General features: G+C 43.6%; 20 protein-coding genes. 16 read left to right on the top strand and 4 right to left on the bottom strand.

Features of this window, described 5'->3' with window-relative positions:
* The first annotated feature begins 56 nt into the window (after positions 1-56).
* Positions 57-641, top strand: a complete 585-nt coding sequence (locus tag MP3633_RS11370; protein WP_176335632.1) for a TetR/AcrR family transcriptional regulator — start codon at positions 57-59, stop codon at positions 639-641.
* Positions 642-783: 142 nt separating this feature from the next.
* Here MP3633_RS11370 and MP3633_RS11365 read toward each other — a convergent pair whose 3' ends face one another.
* Positions 784-1,221: a DUF3010 family protein gene (locus tag MP3633_RS11365; protein WP_176335631.1), complete on the bottom strand. Its 438-nt coding sequence runs from the start codon at positions 1,219-1,221 to the stop codon at positions 784-786.
* Between the two features lie 299 nt (positions 1,222-1,520).
* Between MP3633_RS11365 and MP3633_RS11360 the strand changes: the two genes are divergently transcribed.
* A complete protein-coding gene (locus MP3633_RS11360) occupies positions 1,521-2,753 on the top strand; it encodes a pyridoxal-phosphate-dependent aminotransferase family protein (protein ID WP_176335630.1) in 1,233 nt (410 codons plus the stop codon).
* 43 nt (positions 2,754-2,796) lie between these two features.
* Here the strand turns inward: MP3633_RS11360 and yddG are convergent, their stop codons facing one another.
* Positions 2,797-3,729 carry an aromatic amino acid exporter YddG gene (gene yddG / locus MP3633_RS11355; RefSeq protein ID WP_176335629.1) on the bottom strand — a complete coding sequence of 311 codons (933 nt, stop codon included), beginning with the start codon at positions 3,727-3,729 and terminating at the stop codon, positions 2,797-2,799.
* Positions 3,730-4,054: 325 nt separating this feature from the next.
* Between yddG and MP3633_RS11350 the strand changes: the two genes are divergently transcribed.
* From MP3633_RS11350 to MP3633_RS11325, 6 genes are all read left to right on the top strand, one after another.
* Positions 4,055-5,047 carry a Bug family tripartite tricarboxylate transporter substrate binding protein gene (locus MP3633_RS11350; RefSeq protein WP_112138112.1) on the top strand — a complete coding sequence of 331 codons (993 nt, stop codon included), beginning with the start codon at positions 4,055-4,057 and terminating at the stop codon, positions 5,045-5,047.
* A gap of 100 nt (positions 5,048-5,147) precedes the next feature.
* Positions 5,148-5,588 (top strand): tripartite tricarboxylate transporter TctB family protein, encoded by a 441-nt coding sequence (locus MP3633_RS11345; protein ID WP_112138113.1) that lies wholly within the window; start codon positions 5,148-5,150, stop codon positions 5,586-5,588.
* A 1-nt stretch (position 5,589) separates the two neighbouring features.
* Positions 5,590-7,113 carry a tripartite tricarboxylate transporter permease gene (locus tag MP3633_RS11340; RefSeq protein ID WP_112138115.1) on the top strand — a complete coding sequence of 508 codons (1,524 nt, stop codon included), beginning with the start codon at positions 5,590-5,592 and terminating at the stop codon, positions 7,111-7,113.
* A gap of 107 nt (positions 7,114-7,220) precedes the next feature.
* Positions 7,221-7,904 (top strand): response regulator transcription factor, encoded by a 684-nt coding sequence (locus tag MP3633_RS11335; protein ID WP_176335628.1) that lies wholly within the window; start codon positions 7,221-7,223, stop codon positions 7,902-7,904.
* Positions 7,867-9,345, top strand: coding sequence for a sensor histidine kinase (locus tag MP3633_RS11330; protein ID WP_112138118.1), 1,479 nt, complete (start codon positions 7,867-7,869; stop codon positions 9,343-9,345). Before MP3633_RS11335 ends, MP3633_RS11330 begins: the two co-directional genes overlap by 38 nt.
* A complete protein-coding gene (locus tag MP3633_RS11325; protein WP_176335627.1) occupies positions 9,342-10,406 on the top strand; it encodes an ABC transporter substrate-binding protein in 1,065 nt (354 codons plus the stop codon). Before MP3633_RS11330 ends, MP3633_RS11325 begins: the two co-directional genes overlap by 4 nt.
* On the opposite strand, the gene MP3633_RS11320 is transcribed toward MP3633_RS11325, so the two are convergent.
* On the bottom strand, positions 10,390-11,112 hold the full coding sequence (locus MP3633_RS11320) for an AraC family transcriptional regulator (protein WP_176335626.1): 723 nt from the start codon (positions 11,110-11,112) through the stop codon (positions 10,390-10,392). The genes MP3633_RS11325 and MP3633_RS11320 overlap by 17 nt on opposite strands.
* Before the next feature lie 107 nt (positions 11,113-11,219).
* Between MP3633_RS11320 and MP3633_RS11315 the strand changes: the two genes are divergently transcribed.
* The 7 genes from MP3633_RS11315 to MP3633_RS11285 all read left to right on the top strand — a co-directional run bounded on the left by MP3633_RS11315 (position 11,220) and on the right by MP3633_RS11285 (position 15,767).
* Entirely contained in the window at positions 11,220-11,864 is a 645-nt protein-coding gene (locus MP3633_RS11315; RefSeq protein WP_244959611.1) for a methylamine utilization protein, read from the top strand.
* Between the two features lie 99 nt (positions 11,865-11,963).
* Complete coding sequence (locus tag MP3633_RS11310; RefSeq protein WP_176335625.1) at positions 11,964-12,830, top strand: DUF3034 family protein; 867 nt, start codon at positions 11,964-11,966, stop codon at positions 12,828-12,830.
* Positions 12,830-13,255, top strand: a complete 426-nt coding sequence (locus MP3633_RS11305) for a group I truncated hemoglobin (protein ID WP_244959609.1) — start codon at positions 12,830-12,832, stop codon at positions 13,253-13,255. The genes MP3633_RS11310 and MP3633_RS11305 overlap by 1 nt, the downstream gene beginning before the upstream one ends.
* A gap of 171 nt (positions 13,256-13,426) precedes the next feature.
* A complete protein-coding gene (locus MP3633_RS11300) occupies positions 13,427-14,413 on the top strand; it encodes a permease (RefSeq protein ID WP_176335623.1) in 987 nt (328 codons plus the stop codon).
* 28 nt (positions 14,414-14,441) lie between these two features.
* The gene (locus MP3633_RS11295) at positions 14,442-14,672 is read left to right on the top strand and encodes a thioredoxin family protein (RefSeq protein ID WP_176335622.1); all 231 of its coding nucleotides are present in this window, start codon (positions 14,442-14,444) and stop codon (positions 14,670-14,672) included.
* Positions 14,673-14,757: 85 nt separating this feature from the next.
* Complete coding sequence (locus MP3633_RS11290; protein WP_176335621.1) at positions 14,758-15,099, top strand: carboxymuconolactone decarboxylase family protein; 342 nt, start codon at positions 14,758-14,760, stop codon at positions 15,097-15,099.
* Positions 15,100-15,491: 392 nt separating this feature from the next.
* Positions 15,492-15,767, top strand: coding sequence for a hypothetical protein (locus MP3633_RS11285; RefSeq protein ID WP_176335620.1), 276 nt, complete (start codon positions 15,492-15,494; stop codon positions 15,765-15,767).
* A 148-nt stretch (positions 15,768-15,915) separates the two neighbouring features.
* On the opposite strand, the gene MP3633_RS11280 is transcribed toward MP3633_RS11285, so the two are convergent.
* Complete coding sequence (locus tag MP3633_RS11280) at positions 15,916-17,394, bottom strand: RimK family protein (protein ID WP_176335619.1); 1,479 nt, start codon at positions 17,392-17,394, stop codon at positions 15,916-15,918.
* A 316-nt stretch (positions 17,395-17,710) separates the two neighbouring features.
* On the opposite strand from MP3633_RS11280, the gene MP3633_RS11275 reads away from it, so the two are divergent.
* Positions 17,711-18,910 carry a GNAT family N-acetyltransferase/peptidase C39 family protein gene (locus tag MP3633_RS11275; RefSeq protein WP_176335618.1) on the top strand — a complete coding sequence of 400 codons (1,200 nt, stop codon included), beginning with the start codon at positions 17,711-17,713 and terminating at the stop codon, positions 18,908-18,910.
* The last annotated feature ends 31 nt before the right edge of the window (positions 18,911-18,941 follow it).

Genomic DNA, 18,941 nt, shown 5'->3' with positions numbered 1-18,941 from the left:
ATCGTTCAAGATATATTTGAACAATTGCTCAATTATGTTTTTCAAAAGGTTATGTCATGAGTAAAAAACCTAAGTTTAATCGCGATCAAGTGATCTCTAATGCGACCAATCTTTATTGGGAGAAGGGCTATCACGCTACGTCTATGCGTAACCTTCAAGACGCCATTGATATGAGACCTGGTAGTATTTATGCTGAGTTTGGTAGTAAAGATGGTGTTTTTAAGGCGTCTTTACAGCATTATGCTCAGCTTGGTATTGGTCAGCTACATAGCATAAGAGCGGAAACATCATCACCATTAGGTACGTTAAAAACCTTTGTTAAACAAGCTGTGATAGATACACAAGTAGGTGCGCCGAGCTGTATGTGTATGCTGGCAAAGACCGTGGCAGAGCTGACAGATGAACAAGAAGACTTATTAAACGTTGCAAAAGAGTCTCTTAAATCTGTAGAAAACGAATTTGCGAGTTTGATTGTTGAAGCGCAGAAAATGGGCGAAGTAGCTGTAGAAAAAAACGCCAGTGAATTGGCGCGGTTTGTACAGATTCAGATTACTGGATTACGAATGTATGCGAAGACAAATGATGACAATTTGCCATTAGAAAAAATGATAAACGAGCTTTTTGATCACTATCCATTTTAGAAAATCCTTTTTAATAGAGGTTATTTCAAGGCAACACTTTTTTTAAAATTCATAAGTATCGTCACTGGATATTCTAATGAAAAACGGACGCAGTTGAATATTGAGTCCGTTTTTTTTGTGTCTTTTAAATGAATGCTAGAGCTTAATCTTCAGAAAAATGCTCAGACAACGCGGCGTAAGCAACGGTAAAAGCGCCTTCTTGGTATGCGCGTAACCCTGTTGCTTTGAACGGAATCGGCATGGGGTTCTTTTGCAATATTTCTTTGGTTCTGTTGGCGTGGAATAAATCAACTTCAACTGCTTCAATCAATTGAATCGCCGCTTCGATTTTAAAACCAACAGAGCCGCCAGCAAATTTTCCTTTGGTTGGGCGTTCACGAATAACCACTTTTTTGACTTTGTAATCTTCGAACAATTTTTTAAGCATAAATTGAAATTTACGCATGCTCTCAGTGTCGTTTGGGTTGCTAAGCGTGTGTCGTGTTTGACGACAGTCGGTGATTTGGAAAAGTCCGTCTTCTTTAGACAGAAGGCATAGAATGACTTCACTGCCTTTGATTTCGATACCGCAAGTAATCATATAAAGATCCTGAATAGGGTGGTTTCGCGCATTATCGCACAGTTAATGGCGATCTTGCAGAGTAAAAAATACTGGTTGTGTAAGTTGAAACGAGTCAGATCTAAGGCGAAAGTAATCGCTTGTGGTTTATTACACTCTTTTGATTTTGCTGACTCTTATTTTTAAGAGGAATATTGTACTATTTCAAAATAATATTTTGTTAAAATTCAAATCACAACATTTTCTACTGTTAAAGTGTGAATATAACCTTTTTACGGTGAGAGTGTTTTTTTTCAATACTACTTATTAGGCTGCATAAAATGACCGCTTCATCGCCAATGGGCATTCCTCGTCCCCAGGTGAAATCTCTAGACGAAATCCTCCCTCATGAACCTTTACTTATGATGGGCGCTGGTCCAGTGCCAATTCCAGAACGTGTTGCCAAAGCCAACTCGATTGTCATTAATCATTTGGGTGGTGTAATGGCGCAAGTGATCGATCAAGTTAAATCGATGGCGCGCTATGTTTTTCAAACAGAGTCAAAATGGGTATTGGGTGTAGCGGGACCCGCCTCGGCCGCGATGGAAATGGCGGTTGCTAACTTGTTGCAACCGGGTGAGCGTATTCTATGTATCAATAATGGCTTTTTTAGCCATCGCATGGCGGAAATGGCGATTCGTGTTGGCGCTGATGTGCATGAACTGCATGTGGGCGTTCATGAAGCCGCAGACCCAGAGCGAGTTCGTAAAGCGATCGAAGAAACACGTCCAAAAGTGCTAACACTGGTTCAAGGTGAAACATCGAATACTGTGTTTAACCACACATTAGAAGACATTACTAAGATTGCTAAGTCTTATGGTTGCCTAGTGGTGGTGGATGCGGTGTGCACACTCAGTACCATGCCGCTGAAAATGGACGAGTGGCAGGTAGATGTTGTGATTACTGGTGGGCAAAAAGGTTTGTCATCCATTCCCGGTGTATCGCTTTTAGTGTTTTCGAATGAAGCATGGGCCGCGGTAAAAAATCGTACGCAGCCAACCGCGCAATGGTGTTTCGATGCGCAATTGGCAGAAAATTTTTGGCACAGAGATGGCTATCATTACACCGCACCAGTGTCTGGCATTATGGCATTGCATGAAGCGTTAAAACTAGTATGCGATGAGACGCTAGAAAATCGTTTTGCTCGCCATTTGCGTTGTTCAAAAGCACTTCAATCCGGTATTGAAGGTATGGGGTTGGAATTGTTTATACCCCCAGCTTCTCGTTTGAATTCCGTCGTGGGCATTAATATTCCAAATGGGCTAACAGCAGGGCAAATTTGTCGACACATTTCGGATGTCTACCGTGTTGAAATCGCAGGGTCATTTGGTCAACCGATTGTTCGTATTGGGCAAATGGGTGAGCAATGCCGGGAACACAACTTGTTCCGTACCTTGCATGCGTTTGGTAGCACCATGCGCGATCTGGGTGTGAGAGTAGATCAACCAAATGGCATGGCGGAAATGGAATCTTACTTGCAGCGTGTTCCTCGCACGCTTTATCAAGTGGCCTAACTAAATGTTAGTGAGTTAGGTTCTTCTAATGTTAAAAAAATGATTATATGCCCTTGGTTTTATTGGAAGCCAAGGGCATTTTTTTGTTTTTTAAATTTAGGCGTGGCATTAAGCTCGCAAACAGTGCACCTGCGGTTATAAGTAGGCAAGCGATGATCTGACCTGTGGTGAGTTGCGTGTCAGTAAAGAGGCCAAGCCAAGCGGTAGAAAGCGCTGGTGCAGTATAAGACAGCACGCCAAGCAGTGATAAGTTGCCTTTCTTGACGCCCATGTCCCAGCAGAAAAACGCCACGCCCACAGGGCCAAGACCCAGACCTAAAATCGCCATCCACGTTGTTATTGGAAAAGACCAGTTAGGATCTTCAAGCGATAAGTGCGACACGCCTGCTAATAACGTGGTAATTAGGCAATACCAAAGTACGGCGCTAGAAGGAACAGTTTGAAAGCGTCGGTTCGCGACGGAATAACTTGACCAAATCAACGCGCAGGAAAACGCAGCGGCGTATCCAGTCCAATGAAAACTTGTACTGTCTAGGTTGATCGCTTGTCCTTTGGATTGCAGCATGATGCCAGTGCCTGCAAACGCGATAATCGCACCAACCAAATGTGTCCATGACAGCGAGTTGCCTTTTGTCATTCCCGCCATTAATACGATAAGTAAGGGCCAAAGGTAAGCGATCAAGCCTGCTTCAACCGGTGGCGCATGCTGGAATGCATAAAAATAGAAAAAGTGATAAAAATAAAACCCTAGCCCACCCATGAACATGGCGCTCTTTGGTGTTTGCTGCCAAGACGTTTTCAATTCATTTTTTACAAAATACACCAATAAAAACAGTAGGCTTGCCACCCCAAAGGTCAAGGTGAGTAACAGCATTGGTGGTACCAGCTTGGCTTGCGTGGTGAAAAGAGCAAGGGCGCTCCAGAGTAAAATGGCGATGTTCCCAATAAGAGTGGCTTGCAGATTGCTTGTTGTCATCTTGTTGTTTCCTAAAACCTGTCCTAGTCTGATTAGGCAACAGGTTACCTTGTCCGTGTGTGAGAAACATTGTCAAAAATGCGTGACTTTGTTTGTCAGAAAGTAGTGCCTTTGTTTGTCAGAAAGTAGTGGCTTTGTTTATCAGAATTCAGCGGGTTAATTGGGTAAAAATAGACTTTTTATCGCAATTAAGTAAGAAAAGTTGATGGGTGACAGGGTAGTGACAGTTTTGAGGGGTAAGGTTTGGTGATTCAAGTTTACTGAAAACATTATTTTTAGAGCTTGATTGGGTAACAACAAAAAAAATAACAAGCAGGAGATAACTATGCTTAATACCATTTCTTTAAAGTCTGTTCTTATTTGTGGTGCCGCGGCACTTACTATCGCTGGACAGGCTTACGCCTATGAACCAGCTCGAAGTGCAGAATGTATTGCACCAGCTAACCCAGGTGGTGGATGGGACTTTACTTGCCGTAGCGTTGGTAAAGTATTAGTCGACGAAGGTTACTTTAAGGGTAATGTTCAGACGGTTAACATGTCTGGCGCTGGTGGTGGTGTTGCTTTTGCCCACACAATCAGTAAACGCGACACGGACGATAATTTAATCGTTGCCGCTAGTACAGCGACAACCACTCGCCTTGCTCAAGGCCAATTCCCAGGTATGAATTCAGACCAAGTTAAGTGGGTTGGTACATTGGGCGCTGACTACGGCATCATTGCGGTAGGCAAAGATTCAAAATATACCTCTCTTAATCAAATTCTTGATGCCCTTAAGAAAGACCCAGGTGCGGTTAAATTCGCCGGTGGTAGTGCTTCTGGTGGTTGGGATCATTTGAAAGTATTGATGACAGCGCAAAAAGCAAACGTTGAGAAATTGCCAAAAATTCGTTACTTGGCATTTAGCGGTGGCTCAGAAGCCTTGGTTCAAGTTGTTGGTGGTCACGTAGATGCGTTCACTGGCGATATTTCTGAAGTTAAAGGTTTCATGGAATCTGGTGACTTACGTGTTTTAGCCGTTCTTTCTGAAGAGCGCTTACCAGCACCGTTTGACTCTATCCCAACAGCAATGGAGCAGGGTATTGATTCTGTTGCACCAAACTGGCGTGGATTTTACGTACCTGGTAACGCAAGCGCAGAATCTTATGATTGGTGGGTAGATACCATGAATGAGCTATACACAACGCAAGAATGGAAAGACATCATGACTAAAAACGGTTTGATGCCATTCCACAAATCTGGTGCTGATTTTACGCAATTCGTAAAAAATCAAACACTCGATATTAAAATCTTATCTCAGGACATCGGTCTAATTAAATAACCTCAGACCGCTTTTAGGAGGGGACATTTGTTTTAACACAGTGGCCCCTCCTGTTTTTACCTAACTTCACCCTTATGATTCACTGATACGGAGCAGAGACATGCGTATTAACGATCGTGTGTTTGGCATGCTGATGCTTATTCTTGCCGTAGTATACGGCTGGGAAGCAACAAAATTCCCCATTCCTTTTGGCGGGCACGAAAGTGTCGGACCTGAAACTTTTCCTATTATTTTAGCCATCATTTTAGGTATTAGTTCTATCTATTTGATTGTTCGCCCCGATCCAGATGAGAAATGGTCGCCGACTGCCATGTTGATTGAACTTGGTGTTGTGGTTCTTTCTATGCTTGCTTTTGCATGGGCTATTGAGCCGATTGGTTTTATGCCTGCAGCAGCGCTTGTTGTGAGCTTTTTAAGTTGGCGTATGGGGGCAAGTATATCGAAGAGTCTTATCACTGGTGTGACGAGCTCGGTTATTATCTTTTTCCTATTCAATAATGTGCTTGAACTAGCACTGCCTCTAGGTCTATTGGAGTTTTAATATGGATACTATGAGCTTATTAATGCAGGGCTTTGCGGTCGCATTAACGCCAGAAAGTATTATGTTTGCGGTTATTGGTGCCATATTAGGTACCCTAATTGGTGCTTTGCCCGGTCTTGGCCCCGCAAATGGTGTGGCTATTTTGATTCCCTTGGCGTTTAGCTTAGGTTTATCGCCAACATCGTCTCTTATTCTATTAACGTCTGTTTATGCGGGTGCCATGTATGGTGGTCGTATATCTTCTATCTTGCTAAACATTCCAGGTGATGAACCTGCCATGATGACCTGTTTAGACGGTTATCCTATGGCACTTAAAGGGAAGGCAGCTGAAGCCTTAGCGATCTCTGCGATTGCGTCCTTTATTGGTAGCCTTATTGCGACGATTGGTCTGGTTATTTTGGCTCCGATTCTGGCGAAGTTTGCGCTGAAATTTGGCCCATCTGAATACTTTGCTTTATTCGCACTTGCCTTTGCGACCTTAGGTGGCATTACGGGCAAAAACCAGTTCAAAACCTTGATGGCCGCTGCCATTGGTCTGATGATTGCGACAATTGGTATCGACATTTCTACTGGTGTACAGCGTTTTACTTATAACACGCTTGAACTGTTCGAAGGTGTTGATTTCATTATTGCCATTGTCGGCTTGTTTGCGATCAGTGAATTGTTGTTCTTCCTAGAGCGTCACGCGGGTGATGGGCTAAAACAAGTCGCGATTAACAAACTTAAACTGACGCCAAGAGACATCATTCGAGTATTGCCAGCGTCTATCCGTGGCGCCGTACTGGGTTTCGTTGCCGGTGTATTACCGGGGGCTGGTGCGTCTTTAGGTAGTTTTATTAGTTACACGTTAGAAAAAAAGGTATCAGATAAAGACGGCACATTTGGTAAGGGCGACCCTCGCGGTGTTGCTGCACCAGAAGCAGGTAACAATGGCGCGGCGTCTGGTGCGCTGGTTCCAATGTTAACGCTTGGTGTACCGGGCAGTGGTACAACCGCTGTGCTATTGGCGATGTTGATCTCGTTGAATATCTCTCCGGGTCCAATGTTGTTCCAACAAAATGCGGATCTTGTTTGGGGTGTTATTGCGGCGATGTTCATTGGTAACCTTGTGTTGCTGTTATTGAACATTCCTATGGTAGGTATTTTTGTTAAATTACTAAGTATTCCACCCAAATACTTGATGCCAGTGGTGACCTTGATTGCGTCTGTAGGTATTTACTCTGTCAGCCACAGCCCGTTAGATTTGTACTTCATGGTTGGTTTTGGTGTGCTGGGCTATATCTTCCGTAAAGTCGATATTCCATTGGTTCCTATCATTTTGGGCATGTTGCTTGGGCCTGAAATGGAGAAGAGTCTTCGTCATGCATTAGTACTTTCTGATGGTGATTGGAGTGTGCTTCTTAACAGTGGGTTGAGCATGGGTCTTTGGACCGTTGCTGTTCTTGGTTTGATACTCCCTGTCATTGTCGGCCCGATTGTTCGCGCTAAGATGAAGAGATCAAAAGAAGCTGTTAAAGACGTGTAAGCCCTGCAATACTAACGGTATTGCGACAAAAAATTCGAGCAACTCACGTTGCTCGAATTTTGTTGTTTTTATGATGAAAAATAAAAAAACATAATGGCTAAATACGTATGCGAATTCTGGTGGTAGAAGATACTCAGGTCTTAGGGCAAGCGATCTGTGAACGATTAACAAGCCTAGGACATGGCGTAGATTTGATCGGAGATGGTAAGCGTGCGGATGAGCTTCTTAAATATCAAGCTGTGGATTTGATACTGCTAGACCTTAATCTGCCTGGCTTATCAGGATTGCAATTGTTGCAAAAGCTGCGACAGCGTGATGACGATACTCCCGTGCTGATTTTAACAGCGCGCGATCAAATAGAAGATCGAATACGGCTGTTAGACGAAGGCGCTGACGATTATTTAACCAAGCCATTTGATTTTGGTGAGTTGGAAGCACGCTGTAGAGCGTTATTGCGCCGCAAACAAGGCTACGCCACGAATGTCACTGAACACGGAAACATCACGGTAAATCGTGACAGCCGACAGGTGTTTATTGATGGCGAGCTGACCGCTATTACCAATCGAGAATTTCGCTTGCTGGAAATATTTCTCGGCCATTTAGGTCGTGTATTGAGCAAAGACGAAATCACCGATCACTTATTTAATTTTAATGAAACACCGGGCCCTAATGCGATTGAACTGTATGTTGGCCGTTTACGAAAAAAAATGGTCAAGGGTGATTTGGCGATCAGCACCCTAAGAGGAATTGGCTATGTGGCAGAAATCACTAAATCATCGAAACCTCAGTGAAGAGGAAGAAAGAAACGCCTTAAGAAAAGCGCCGTCACTGCGTGTTCGTTTTATCGTCGGCGGGGTGTTGGTCATTGGTATTATTGCCAGTTTGGCCATCAATTTGATTTTTGATTACAGTCAAAAGCTGGCCGATTTATCCTATGACCGCTTATTACGCAGCGCTTTGCTGCAAATGGACGAGAATGTCGGCCTAATACGTAACGAAGTGAGTATCGATATCCCGTGGTCGGCGTTTGCCACCTTGGCGCAAGCAGAAGAAGACCGAGTTTTTTATAAAGTCGAAAGTTTAGAGCAGGGGTTTATTACTGGTTATCAAGACCTTGATAGCATGCCGCCTAAACCACCGGTGCTAGATCAAATACAATTCTATAACCAAGAATATTCTGGTGAATTGGTGCGTTTTGCTTGGGTTGAACGATATCTTACTGATCCAGAAACGGCGCAAACTGTGCGTATCGTGTTGGGTCAAACGCGTTTATCAAGAGAAGAAATGGCGTCCGCTGTAACGCAAAAAGCCGTGGAGGTGGTGGTGTTTATTGCCTTGGTTGCGATCACCTTGATCATCATTGGTAGCCATCTTGTACTACGACCTTTGCATCGAATCGAGCGGGCGTTAGAAGAGCGAGCCATGGGGGATTTAACGCCAATAGACATTAATACCCCGAAAGAAACTCATCACCTTAAAGTTGCCATTAATCACTTCATGGCACGACTTCAAACCAACTTAGAGCAACTCGAAAACTATACTGCGGACGCGGCTCATCAATTGCGCACACCATTGGCGAGTCTGAGAGCGTTAGCGGAAAATGCACGAGACAATACATCAGCAGACAATACGTCGCCAGAACGACAATATCAGACGCTAGAAAACATCGTTAAACAGTGTGATACCTTGAGTCAAACGGTGACCTTGTTGCTTAATCAAGCGGTGGTCTCTCATCGTTTGCAAACACACCGATTGGAGCCTATTGAACTGCTGGAGCCGATCAAAGCATCGTGTCGAGAGCAGGCTGTGACAGCCTTGCATCAAGGCGTGCATCTTTCTTTAGATTGTGAGTTGCAACAAACCTTGATATTGGGCGACAGCTTTTCAATTCAGCAAATGATGCAAAATTTAATCGAAAATGCCGTGCGCTATAGTGGGCTAGGTGTTGAACACGCCACCGAAGTGATTGTCCAAGTAAACGAATTTGAGCGTTTTTATCGCATAAAGGTGATCGACTACGGCGGCGGTATTCCAGACATAGAAAAAGAGCGGGTTTTTGAGCGTTTCTATCGAGGTCGCTATGACATTGCCGGCAGCGGTGTTGGCTTGGCGATGGTAAAAGACATTGTTGACCATCACTCTGCCAGAATCAAAATACTGGACACAGAGCCAAAAGGCACCACGTTTCAAGTGGACTTTGCCAAATTTACGTTCAATGAGGGCACAACATGAAACGGTTTTTTTTCTGCATGAGCCTAATACTAAGTGTAAGCGGCGCTAAACTATGGGCTGAGGAGCCAGTGTGGTTTGGTAAAGAGGACGCGTTGCGAGTTTTATATATTAATTCTGCGATGGATTTGGCGTCCTTTGAACCCATTTTAACCGAGTTTGTTGCCCTTCACCCTGATGTAAGAGTGGCCTATCGAGACGTCAATACATTGGAGTTGTATTACCAGACGATCAAGGAACAAAAAAAGCCGCAAGCCAGTTTAGTTGTCAGCAGCGCCATGGATTTACACCTTAAATTAGTCAACGACGGTTATGCACAAACCTACCAGTCTAGTTTTACCGATCGCTTGCCTGAAGATTTTAAATGGCGAAACCAGCTGTTCGCATTTTCGCTGGAACCCATTGTGATGTTAGTCAATAAAAAAGCCTTTCCGGGTAATTTGCCAGAAGATCGGCAGTCGTTATTGCAAACGATTCGACAGAATGAAAAAGCCGTGACTAAGCGTATCGGTACTTACGATATTCGAAAAAGCGGAGTGGGGTACTTATTGGCAAGCCAAGACGCGCGCCAAGCCGATGTGACATGGGGTCGTTTACTGGAGGCTTTTGGCAGTCACGATGTTCAAACCTATTGCTGCACTCATGAGATTATCGACGATGTTGCGTCAGGTAAATTGGTATTGGGTTATAACCTGCTTGGTTCTTACGCATCACAAAGAGCGCGAGATGATGATAGGCTAAAAATGATTCTGCCAAAGGATTACACCCTAATGTTGATGCGTGTGGCTTTGATTCCTAAAAGTGCGCCAAACGCAGAAGATGCTGGTGTTTTTTTAGATTATTTATTATCCGACAAAGCGCAAGGAATGATGCAAACGCAAGGCTTGTTGTTTCCAATTCGTCCCGATTTAAACAACCCTAATGATCCTTATGTGGTTAATGCACCAGGGCCAACGGGTGTGATTGAATTGGATCAGCAGCTTTTGGTTGGGCGCGATTATGCCAAGCAAAAACGCTTTATTCGTAACTGGGAAATGGCGCTGGAAATCAGCGAGGACGATTAGCTCGATAGTACCCAGGCGTAATCTGATAATGTTTGGTGAATAAACGCACAAGGGCGCTGGCGTTGCTTATGCCGACTTTTTGGGCGATTTCTTCCAAGCTTTTATTGCTTGATGATAGCCATAATTTTGCTTCACGAAGGCGGCGCTGTAATATGTATTGCTTTGGAGTCATACCTAAATGACGCTTAAACAAAACGGCCAATTGGCTTGGGCTTAAATGAACCTCTGACGCCAACTTCGCTAAGTGCCATGATTCTTCAAAGTGGTGGTCGAGCAGCTGTTTTGCTTTTGCTAAACGAGCGTCGGCTTTGACAATTTTTTCTTGAGGAATTGGCAATAAATGTTCGAGTAAGTTAAGCGCTTGATGTGTTTTTAAACGGCTACTTGTGTCGCTTACCAAGCTTGATAAAAAAGGCAAATACGCCTGAGCTTGCGGTGTTAAATCGATAAAACTGAATTCGCTTTCAATCTTGCTGTCCCATATTGGCAGCGCGTTAAGCACCAAACAGAGATTATCTTCTTGCGCTAAATGGGTATGTGCTTGGCTAGTGGAAATAAAACAGGCTTGGCCACATTGCACGGTTTGCTGTTTATTCTCAACGTCTAAAATCAGACGCCCAGAAAGTGGCAATACAATTTGAGTATGATTATGTAAATGCGCGTTAGCGGTGTTTTGATAGGAAATTACTTCGATTGAGTCGCGCACGGCCATTGTTCCTTGTCATCTATTTATCGATTAATAGATAATCGTGTTACAGAAAGTATCATGATTTTATAACTACTTTGCTGTCATTATGACTTAAAACAAATTGAATGAAATCAAAAGGAAATATGATGCGTTATTTGATTGCTCTAATGTGTTTTTTTACCTTGCAAAATGTCTATGCTGACATGACATTAACCATCATGGATCAAGATAATAAACCGGTCTCTGATGCGGTCATACTGTTATCTAAAGAATCCGTGAGTACTCCTGACGCCGTCGCGATAATGGATCAAATTGATGAATCCTTTGTACCACGCGTTCTGGCTATACAAAAAGGTCAATATGTTAACTTCCCCAATAGTGATGACATTCGACACCACGTCTACAGCTTTTCTAAGCCAAAAGCCTTTGAAATTAAGCTCTACAAGGGGTCAGAGATTCCACCGATAGCATTCGATAAACCGGGTCTGGTGGTGTTGGGCTGTAACATACATGACGATATGATTGGTTATATTATCGTCGCTGACAATAGTTATGTGATAAAAACCGATAAAGATGGCAAAGCCAGCTTACCTGTTAAACAAGGTGACATAGTAACGCTATGGAGTGAAAGATTTATCGAGGGTGTTAATACGACAAAAGAAATCAACATCACCAATGACACAGAGCAAACCCTCTCTTTAGAGCTTTTGCCACCCATTGAAATAATGGATCACTCAATGGGTTACGGTTTTGGAAAAAAACAATGGTAAATCCAGCGGGCGTCATTGTATAAAAGAATCATTAAAAAGAACGTTAAAAGCAATATGAAAGAATCGCTAAGCAAGAAACGCTATAAAAGTAGGAACGTGATGAATAAAGTAATGATCAACGTGCTAGGCGTCAGTTTCGGATTGCTGTTCGCACTTCCTGTCCTGGCCTCTGACGGCAAACTTCTCGCTACAGCTGGGCTTTCACAACTAGAAGGCAGCGGTGGTGGTGGACTTGTTCCTTGGGCCACATTGGCGGGATATGACAGCCAAGATGATATTGCAGCGTCGGCATTTATGACCGATGTAAACGTCACCGATTATCGATTAACGTCCATTGGTGCTGCCGCCAGTTTTTATGATCGAGTAGAGCTTAGTTACGCTCAACAAACATTTGATTTGCCTGTTGGTTTAGTAAAAGCATTGGATACTGGTGAAATCAAACAAGACGTTATCGGCGTAAAAGTTCGCTTATACGGTGATGCGGTGTATTCAGCTTACCCTCAAGTCAGTGTCGGCTTGCAGTATAAACAATTAGACAGCGATGTTGTTGCGTCTTACCTTGGTGCAAAAAACGACAGTGGTACGGATTTCTATGTTGCCGCGACCAAAGTGCATTTAGCCGCTGTGGCTGGTTATAACCTCGTGTGGAACCTTACCGCTCGCGCTACCAAGGCCAACGAAATGGGCTTGTTGGGTTATGGTGGTCCAGATAACAACGACTACCAAGTCATGTTAGAAGGCAGTGTTGGGGTGCTATTATCACCTAAATGGGTGGTTGGCATGGAGTATCGTCAAAAACCGAACAATCTATCGAGTGTGGAAGAAGACGATTGGACAGACGTTTTTGTCAGCTACCTTCCAAATAAAAATTTCAACATCACCGCTGCTTATGCTGACTTGGGCACGGTTGCTACGAAGAAAGATCAAAAAGGCATCTATTTATCAATGACGGGGTACTTATGGTAATGCTAATTAAAACATCTTTATTTACCCTGTGCTTTTTCTTGGTTGCCTGCGCAACGCCATCGAAAGCGCCAGAAAGTCTGTACAAAGAAATCGGCGGACAAGCAACGATAGAAGCCATTACCAACAATTTTATTAAAGAGGTCAGCTTTAATGAAACCATTTATCGTTACTTTGAAAAATCCAACATCAAACGCTTTCGTGAAAAATTCAACGAGCACCTTTGCGTCAGTACCGGCGGCCCTTGTACTTACACTGGCGATACTATGTTGAAAGTTCATCAAGGCCAAAAAATCAACGAAACCGACTTCAATACCACGGTTGATTTATTGGTCAGCGCCATGGCAAAAGCCGGATTAACCTACCCGCAGCAAAACCGAGTGCTAAAAGTGCTCGCGCCAATGCGCGATGACATGCTTTATAAGTAAGTGAATTAGAACGAAATAGCATTCTTTAAAAAACGACCTTCGGGTCGTTTTTTTATTTGATCCTGGTCAGCTTTCATTCAAGCATACATAGTGTTGCTGGATGCATAGGCGTAGTGTGATAAGTGATCTTTGATCATTCATTACTAGATGACGTCAAATAAGAGGAATAAAATGCTGGCTTTATTTACTGAATTGGCCGACTGGCTTACGTTTGTATTATTTGGCTTATCACCGAATTCTAAACTTGGTGATGCGGTTCATTTCTTTATTGAAGACACTACGAAAATCTTTTTTCTCTTGATCATTATGATCTACTTTATCGCGTTGCTTCGTGCCTCTTTGAACATCGAAAAAGTTCGTGATTATCTCGCTAGTAAAAACAGATTCATCGGTTATATCACCGGATCCGTATTTGGTGCCATTACCCCGTTTTGCTCTTGTTCAAGTATTCCAGTATTTCTTGGTTTTACCTCGGCGGGCATTCCTGTTGGCATCACCATGTCGTTTCTTTTGACCTCGCCGCTGATCAACGAAGTTGCGGTGTTACTGCTACTTAGTTTGGTTGGCTGGCAAATAACCCTGATGTATATCTTGGTTGGCATGGCAGTGGGTATTATGGGAGGCGTGTTTCTTGATCTCATTCGTGCAGAAAGAATGCTACAACCCTTTGCATTAAAAGCTTATCAATCAGCAACCCCGCCAACGGCAAATATCAGCGGTGCAAGTACAAAGCCAAAGCTTTCATTCAGTGAGCGACACGACTTTGCTAAACGTGAGTTGTGGGACATTTTCACACGGGTGTGGAAATGGGTATTTATCGGTGTTGGGCTTGGCGCGGCGCTTCACGGTTATGTACCGGTATCTTGGCTGGAAGGTAACCTTGGAGACGGGCAATGGTGGTCTGTGCCGATGGCCGTTTTGCTTGGTATTCCTCTGTATTCAAATGCGACGGGCGTGATTCCTATTATGGAGAGTTTAATCACCAAAGGCCTGCCAATCGGTACCACAATGGCCTTTTGCATGAGCACCGTTGCCGCCAGTTTTCCAGAATTTATCCTACTTAAACAAGTAATGACATGGAAACTGATCTCCATCATTCTCGCGTTGTTACTTTTTTCCTTCACCCTCGTGGGTTGGATTCTAAATGTCATTAACTAAACATTGAGATAGAAAAAGGAGCACTAAAATGAAAGAAGTGAAAGTACTAGGCAGTGGTTGTAACAAATGCATAAAAACGGCAGAACTTATTAAAAACATTGCGGCTGAAAACGAAGTGCCTGTGAACATAGTCAAAGAAACCAATGTAGAAATCATCATGCAATATGGTGTTTTAAGTACCCCTGCCGTGGTAATAGACGAGGTTCTCGTTCACTCAGGTTCCATCCCAGATAAGAAAAAAATACAAAGCTGGTTTTAGACTAATTCGGCTACCAGTGTTTTTCTCGTTCTGGTTGAATCTATATATTGGGTTTTACTAATGTTTATTTAAACCAAGGAGCACTATGAAAAGTTATAAAGAGATCAACAAAGAGCAAAATGCTTTTGCCCGTGAATACCACAAGTCGTCACCTGAAATTTTAGATGGCTTTATGGCAATGCATAAAGCTGCCATGGAAGAGGGCGCACTCGAAGTGAAAGTAAAAGAAATGATGGCACTAAGCATCAGCATTGCTTCACGCTGCGATGGTTGTATCGCCTCTCACGCCAAAGCTGCACTACGTGCTGGTGCTACTCGGGAAGAACTGATTGAAACCATCAACGTAGCACTCATGATGGGCGGCGGCCCAGCGGTTATCTACGGCACACAGGCATTAAGCGCAGTCGATGAGTTTTTGGCAGGCTAATATTAGAGAAATACATTTAAGATGATGAAATGACTATTATGGTTTCATTCTCTTAAAATCTGTTTTACGTTGATCTTTTTCTTTTTCTTTTTGATAGAAGTTTTCGAGAGTACCGACTTATTTTGGTGCGAAGGCGCTTTCTAAGACGAGCTAACAAAAAAGGATAGGTGGGAGAGGAAGCGGGTTTAGACCGTACTTGGTGATTGTTCTATGTCACATCCACACGATCTAAGAATAGCCTTGTTTATGTGATTTATACATTTAATCTAGCTAAGGTAAAGGCAAATCTCATTGAAAGAAAATATGCGAGAGAGCAAGGGGTTATTGAGCTTTAAAGGTAGTTTCAGACGAGTTAAAAGGTCGGCTCTTTTTTTCTAAAAAAGGTAATATTTTTGAAAATCACTTTCTCTATCAGTGCTCAACACCTTACTTGGCTAGTCGTTACCATTATTTTGGGAATGACGATTGCTTACTTGTATACTGGCTGGCCTGTTATAGCTTTGTATTTTGGTGTGCCATCCGGCATTGTGAGTGCTTTAGGGTTCTTATTAGTTGATAAGTTTTTTCTGAAATACACGCAAAACTCTTTTAAACGGTTTTTGTTAAGAGTGCTTTGTATGCTTATTATCTCGGCGGCTGTCTTTGCAATGTTTGTGCTTTTAAAGTAATAAGTGTTAAAAATCGTGTCTGCAAACAGACGCACTTGTGCAAACAAAAGAACAACCCCATCCTGCGCTTTCCCCTTGAAGAAAGGGTAAGGAACTAATACAAGAAAGGCGACCAAGTGGTCGCCTTTCAAATATCTATACTCCCAGTTTAATAAGCTGGTTTATCGCTGCGTTTCATCTGCATGCGACGTAAAAACTCCGACATGATGTGCATGTAAAGTTCGTCGCCGAGGTATTTGTCTTCCACGCCACGGTCGATGCTTGGGTTGTCGTTTACTTCGATAACGTAACCACGTCCGTTGATTTCTTTTACGTCGACACCGTATAAACCGTCGCCAATCGGTTTGGTTGCGGCAATGGCTGCTTGCAATACGCGACGTGGCACTTCAAATGTAGGTAGTGTGTCAAAGCCGCCACTTTCGCTTGAGCTTTCACTGTGTTGGTAGATCTGCCAGTGGTCTTTCACCATGTAATAACGACACGCAAAAATTGGTTTGTTGTTGAGTACGCCGATACGCCAGTCGAATTCTGTGTACAGGTATTCTTGCACCAATAACAAAGACGATTTTTTGAACAAGGTGTTTAGGCTTGCGGTTAAGGCTTCGCGATTTTCTGCTTTGATTACGCCTTTAGAAAACGCGCCATCAGGGATTTTAACGACCATTGGGTAGTTAATAACGGCTTCTAAAGCGCCTTCTACGTCTTTTTCACCCTTGTGTACGATGCGTGTTTTTGGGCAGGGTACTTTGTGGGTGTTGAATAAGTCCGCCAAGTACACTTTGTTAGTACAGCGCATGATGGATTGCGGATCGTCCATGACGACCAAGCCTGCGGCTTCGGCTTTTTTGGCGAAGCGGTAAGTATGGTGGTCGATGTTGGTGGTTTCACGAATGAATAGACCATCGTATTCCGGCAAACGCATTATGTCTTTTGGACCGATCATGTCGACTTGAATACCAAGCTGTTTGCCCGCTTGCACGAATTTTTTCAGTGCTTGCATGTCACTTGGCGGCATGGCTTCTTCTGGGTTAACCAGCATAGCAAGGTCGAATTTTGCGGTACGCAACGCACGGCCTTTGCTCCAAACCTTGGTGCTGAATGCTTCTAGCGATTCGGCGAATAAGGTTTCTTCTTCGTCGTTCAAGTTTTTGTGCGAGGTGATTTGTAAATCACTCACTTGCCAGGTTTTACGGAATTTCAATTTTACTTCCAATACTGGGCAAGCAAAGGCTTCGAACATTTTTCGGGCGAATTCCTTCATTTCTGGCTGCGCGGTTTTACCAAATACGCAATGGAAACTGAGCTCGGTTGGCGCATCTGGTGTACCAAGTTTTTGTGCCAAAGCAGGCAATAGTTGTGCGACTTGCATTTCGTACAAGGTTTTTTTGCTGATGTCGTTCAAGACTCGCACGGATGGCATTACGTGGTGACCACGGCTTTCTGCCAGCAGAGAACAGTAATACCCATCGGACAGGTATTTGCTGCTTTTACATAGGTTGATGATACGCGTGCGTCCTTGGCTTTTGGTCGCCAAGTTTAGGTATTGAGTAAAAGTGATCACTCGATCACTGGGTAAAAACGCGGACCAATCTTTGGCCTGATCAACAACAATGTACGTCTGTGACATTGGCTTTGTTTTTCCTTCTAAATAAAATCAATAAAATCTGTTTGTGTTGCCTTGTTGAAAGGCGCTTCAGCGTTTTTTATGTGCTGTGGAATTTCGCGAATAGTGCGCTTGTTTTTGTGTTTTAACAATAGTCTAAAACACAAAAGAATAATTATTTTTTGGTTAAAAAATAATCTGTAATTTTAGAAAAGTTACGCTATCTTTTTAGTTATATTCGCCCTAGAATGCGCGAAAATTACCGTCGTTATTTTTCGGCTTTTATTGCCATAGAAATAGATGACCCTAGCGATCTTTTGCCCTTCTCTGAGGCGATTTAATGACCAAAACCAGCAATGCAGCGATTCCCCTTAATCCGACGCCAAATACGGAAGTCAAAACGCCGCAAAAATTGTCTTCACCTGTCGACATTCGTTCGGCCAGTGTGGACGATTTAAAAGCCTTGTTGACGCTTGAAGACAGCGCTTTTACTGGCGACCGTTTGAGTCGTCGTAGTTTTCGTCGGACGATTACCAGTACGGGATCGGCGTTATTGGTGGCGGTGGGGCAAGATCAAAATCTGCTGGGTTATGCGTTGTTGCATCTACGACAAGGTACGCGATTGGCGCGTTTGTATTCTTTGGCAGTGTCGCCACAAGCGCGAGGCTTGGGTATTGGCAAAGCCTTGATCCAAGCGTGCGAACAAAAAGCCATTAAAAAGGGCAAGATCTTGCTGCGTTTGGAAGTGAGTGATGTAAACCAGAATGCCATCGCGTTATATAACACCATGGGTTACCGAGAATTCGGCCATTACGATGCTTATTATGAAGACCAGACTGACGCCATTCGTATGCAAAAACGCCTTCGTCATGGGGCGAGCGAGCAAACCACGCGACCTTTGCCTTGGTTGGCTCAAGGTACGCCATTTACTTGTGGTCCGGCGTCGTTGCAAATGGTGCTGTCTGCGCTGCATCCTGAGTATCAAGCGACACCAGACGACGAGCTAGAAATCTGGCGTGAAGCGACGACGATTTTTATGACGTCGGGTCACGGTGGTTGTCATCCTATGGGCTTGGCGTTGGCGGCAAAAAAACGCGGTTTATCGGCGGATGTTTGGCTGAGCGAAGAAGGGCCGTTGTTTGTCGACAGTGTGCGTAACGAGCTTAAGAAAGACGTCATTACGCGTGTGCATCAAAGCTTTGTTAAACAATGTGATGACGCCGATGTGGCAGTTCATTATTCTGTGATGCCGTTAGAGCAGTTAATTGAAGCGTTCGACTCAGGCGCGCTGGCGATTATTTTGATTAGTACTTTTCGTATGGATGGTAAAAAAGCCCCACATTGGGTGGTGATGTCGGGTTACGACGAACATTGCATTCTTGTGCATGATCCCGATTTGGACGATGACACTAAATTGGCTGATGATCCGCCAAGTCCACTTGATTGCCAATTCGTTCCTATCGCACGCAATGAGTTCGAAAAAATGTCCCGCTTTGGACAAAGTCGTCTACAGGCGACGGTTGTTCTGAAAACGCAATAATTCACTTTCTTCTTTATCTGCAATAGAAAGG

Source organism: Marinomonas primoryensis (assembly GCF_013372285.1).
GTDB lineage: Bacteria > Pseudomonadota > Gammaproteobacteria > Pseudomonadales > Marinomonadaceae > Marinomonas > Marinomonas primoryensis.
This window is presented reverse-complemented; position numbering and strand designations above follow the sequence as displayed.

Excerpts from the sequence above, each read along its gene's own strand:
- MP3633_RS11370 (WP_176335632.1), top strand. The coding sequence starts at position 57 with ATGAGTAAAAAACCTAAGTTTAATCGCGATCAAGTGATCTCTAATGCG.
- MP3633_RS11365 (WP_176335631.1), bottom strand. The coding sequence starts at position 1,221 with ATGATTACTTGCGGTATCGAAATCAAAGGCAGTGAAGTCATTCTATGC.
- MP3633_RS11360 (WP_176335630.1), top strand. The coding sequence starts at position 1,521 with ATGACCGCTTCATCGCCAATGGGCATTCCTCGTCCCCAGGTGAAATCT.
- yddG (WP_176335629.1), bottom strand. The coding sequence starts at position 3,729 with ATGACAACAAGCAATCTGCAAGCCACTCTTATTGGGAACATCGCCATT.
- MP3633_RS11350 (WP_112138112.1), top strand. The coding sequence starts at position 4,055 with ATGCTTAATACCATTTCTTTAAAGTCTGTTCTTATTTGTGGTGCCGCG.
- MP3633_RS11345 (WP_112138113.1), top strand. The coding sequence starts at position 5,148 with ATGCGTATTAACGATCGTGTGTTTGGCATGCTGATGCTTATTCTTGCC.
- MP3633_RS11340 (WP_112138115.1), top strand. The coding sequence starts at position 5,590 with ATGGATACTATGAGCTTATTAATGCAGGGCTTTGCGGTCGCATTAACG.
- MP3633_RS11335 (WP_176335628.1), top strand. The coding sequence starts at position 7,221 with ATGCGAATTCTGGTGGTAGAAGATACTCAGGTCTTAGGGCAAGCGATC.
- MP3633_RS11330 (WP_112138118.1), top strand. The coding sequence starts at position 7,867 with ATGTGGCAGAAATCACTAAATCATCGAAACCTCAGTGAAGAGGAAGAA.
- MP3633_RS11325 (WP_176335627.1), top strand. The coding sequence starts at position 9,342 with ATGAAACGGTTTTTTTTCTGCATGAGCCTAATACTAAGTGTAAGCGGC.
- MP3633_RS11315 (WP_244959611.1), top strand. The coding sequence starts at position 11,220 with ATGAAATCAAAAGGAAATATGATGCGTTATTTGATTGCTCTAATGTGT.
- MP3633_RS11310 (WP_176335625.1), top strand. The coding sequence starts at position 11,964 with ATGAATAAAGTAATGATCAACGTGCTAGGCGTCAGTTTCGGATTGCTG.
- MP3633_RS11305 (WP_244959609.1), top strand. The coding sequence starts at position 12,830 with ATGCTAATTAAAACATCTTTATTTACCCTGTGCTTTTTCTTGGTTGCC.
- MP3633_RS11300 (WP_176335623.1), top strand. The coding sequence starts at position 13,427 with ATGCTGGCTTTATTTACTGAATTGGCCGACTGGCTTACGTTTGTATTA.
- MP3633_RS11295 (WP_176335622.1), top strand. The coding sequence starts at position 14,442 with ATGAAAGAAGTGAAAGTACTAGGCAGTGGTTGTAACAAATGCATAAAA.
- MP3633_RS11290 (WP_176335621.1), top strand. The coding sequence starts at position 14,758 with ATGAAAAGTTATAAAGAGATCAACAAAGAGCAAAATGCTTTTGCCCGT.
- MP3633_RS11280 (WP_176335619.1), bottom strand. The coding sequence starts at position 17,394 with ATGTCACAGACGTACATTGTTGTTGATCAGGCCAAAGATTGGTCCGCG.
- MP3633_RS11275 (WP_176335618.1), top strand. The coding sequence starts at position 17,711 with ATGACCAAAACCAGCAATGCAGCGATTCCCCTTAATCCGACGCCAAAT.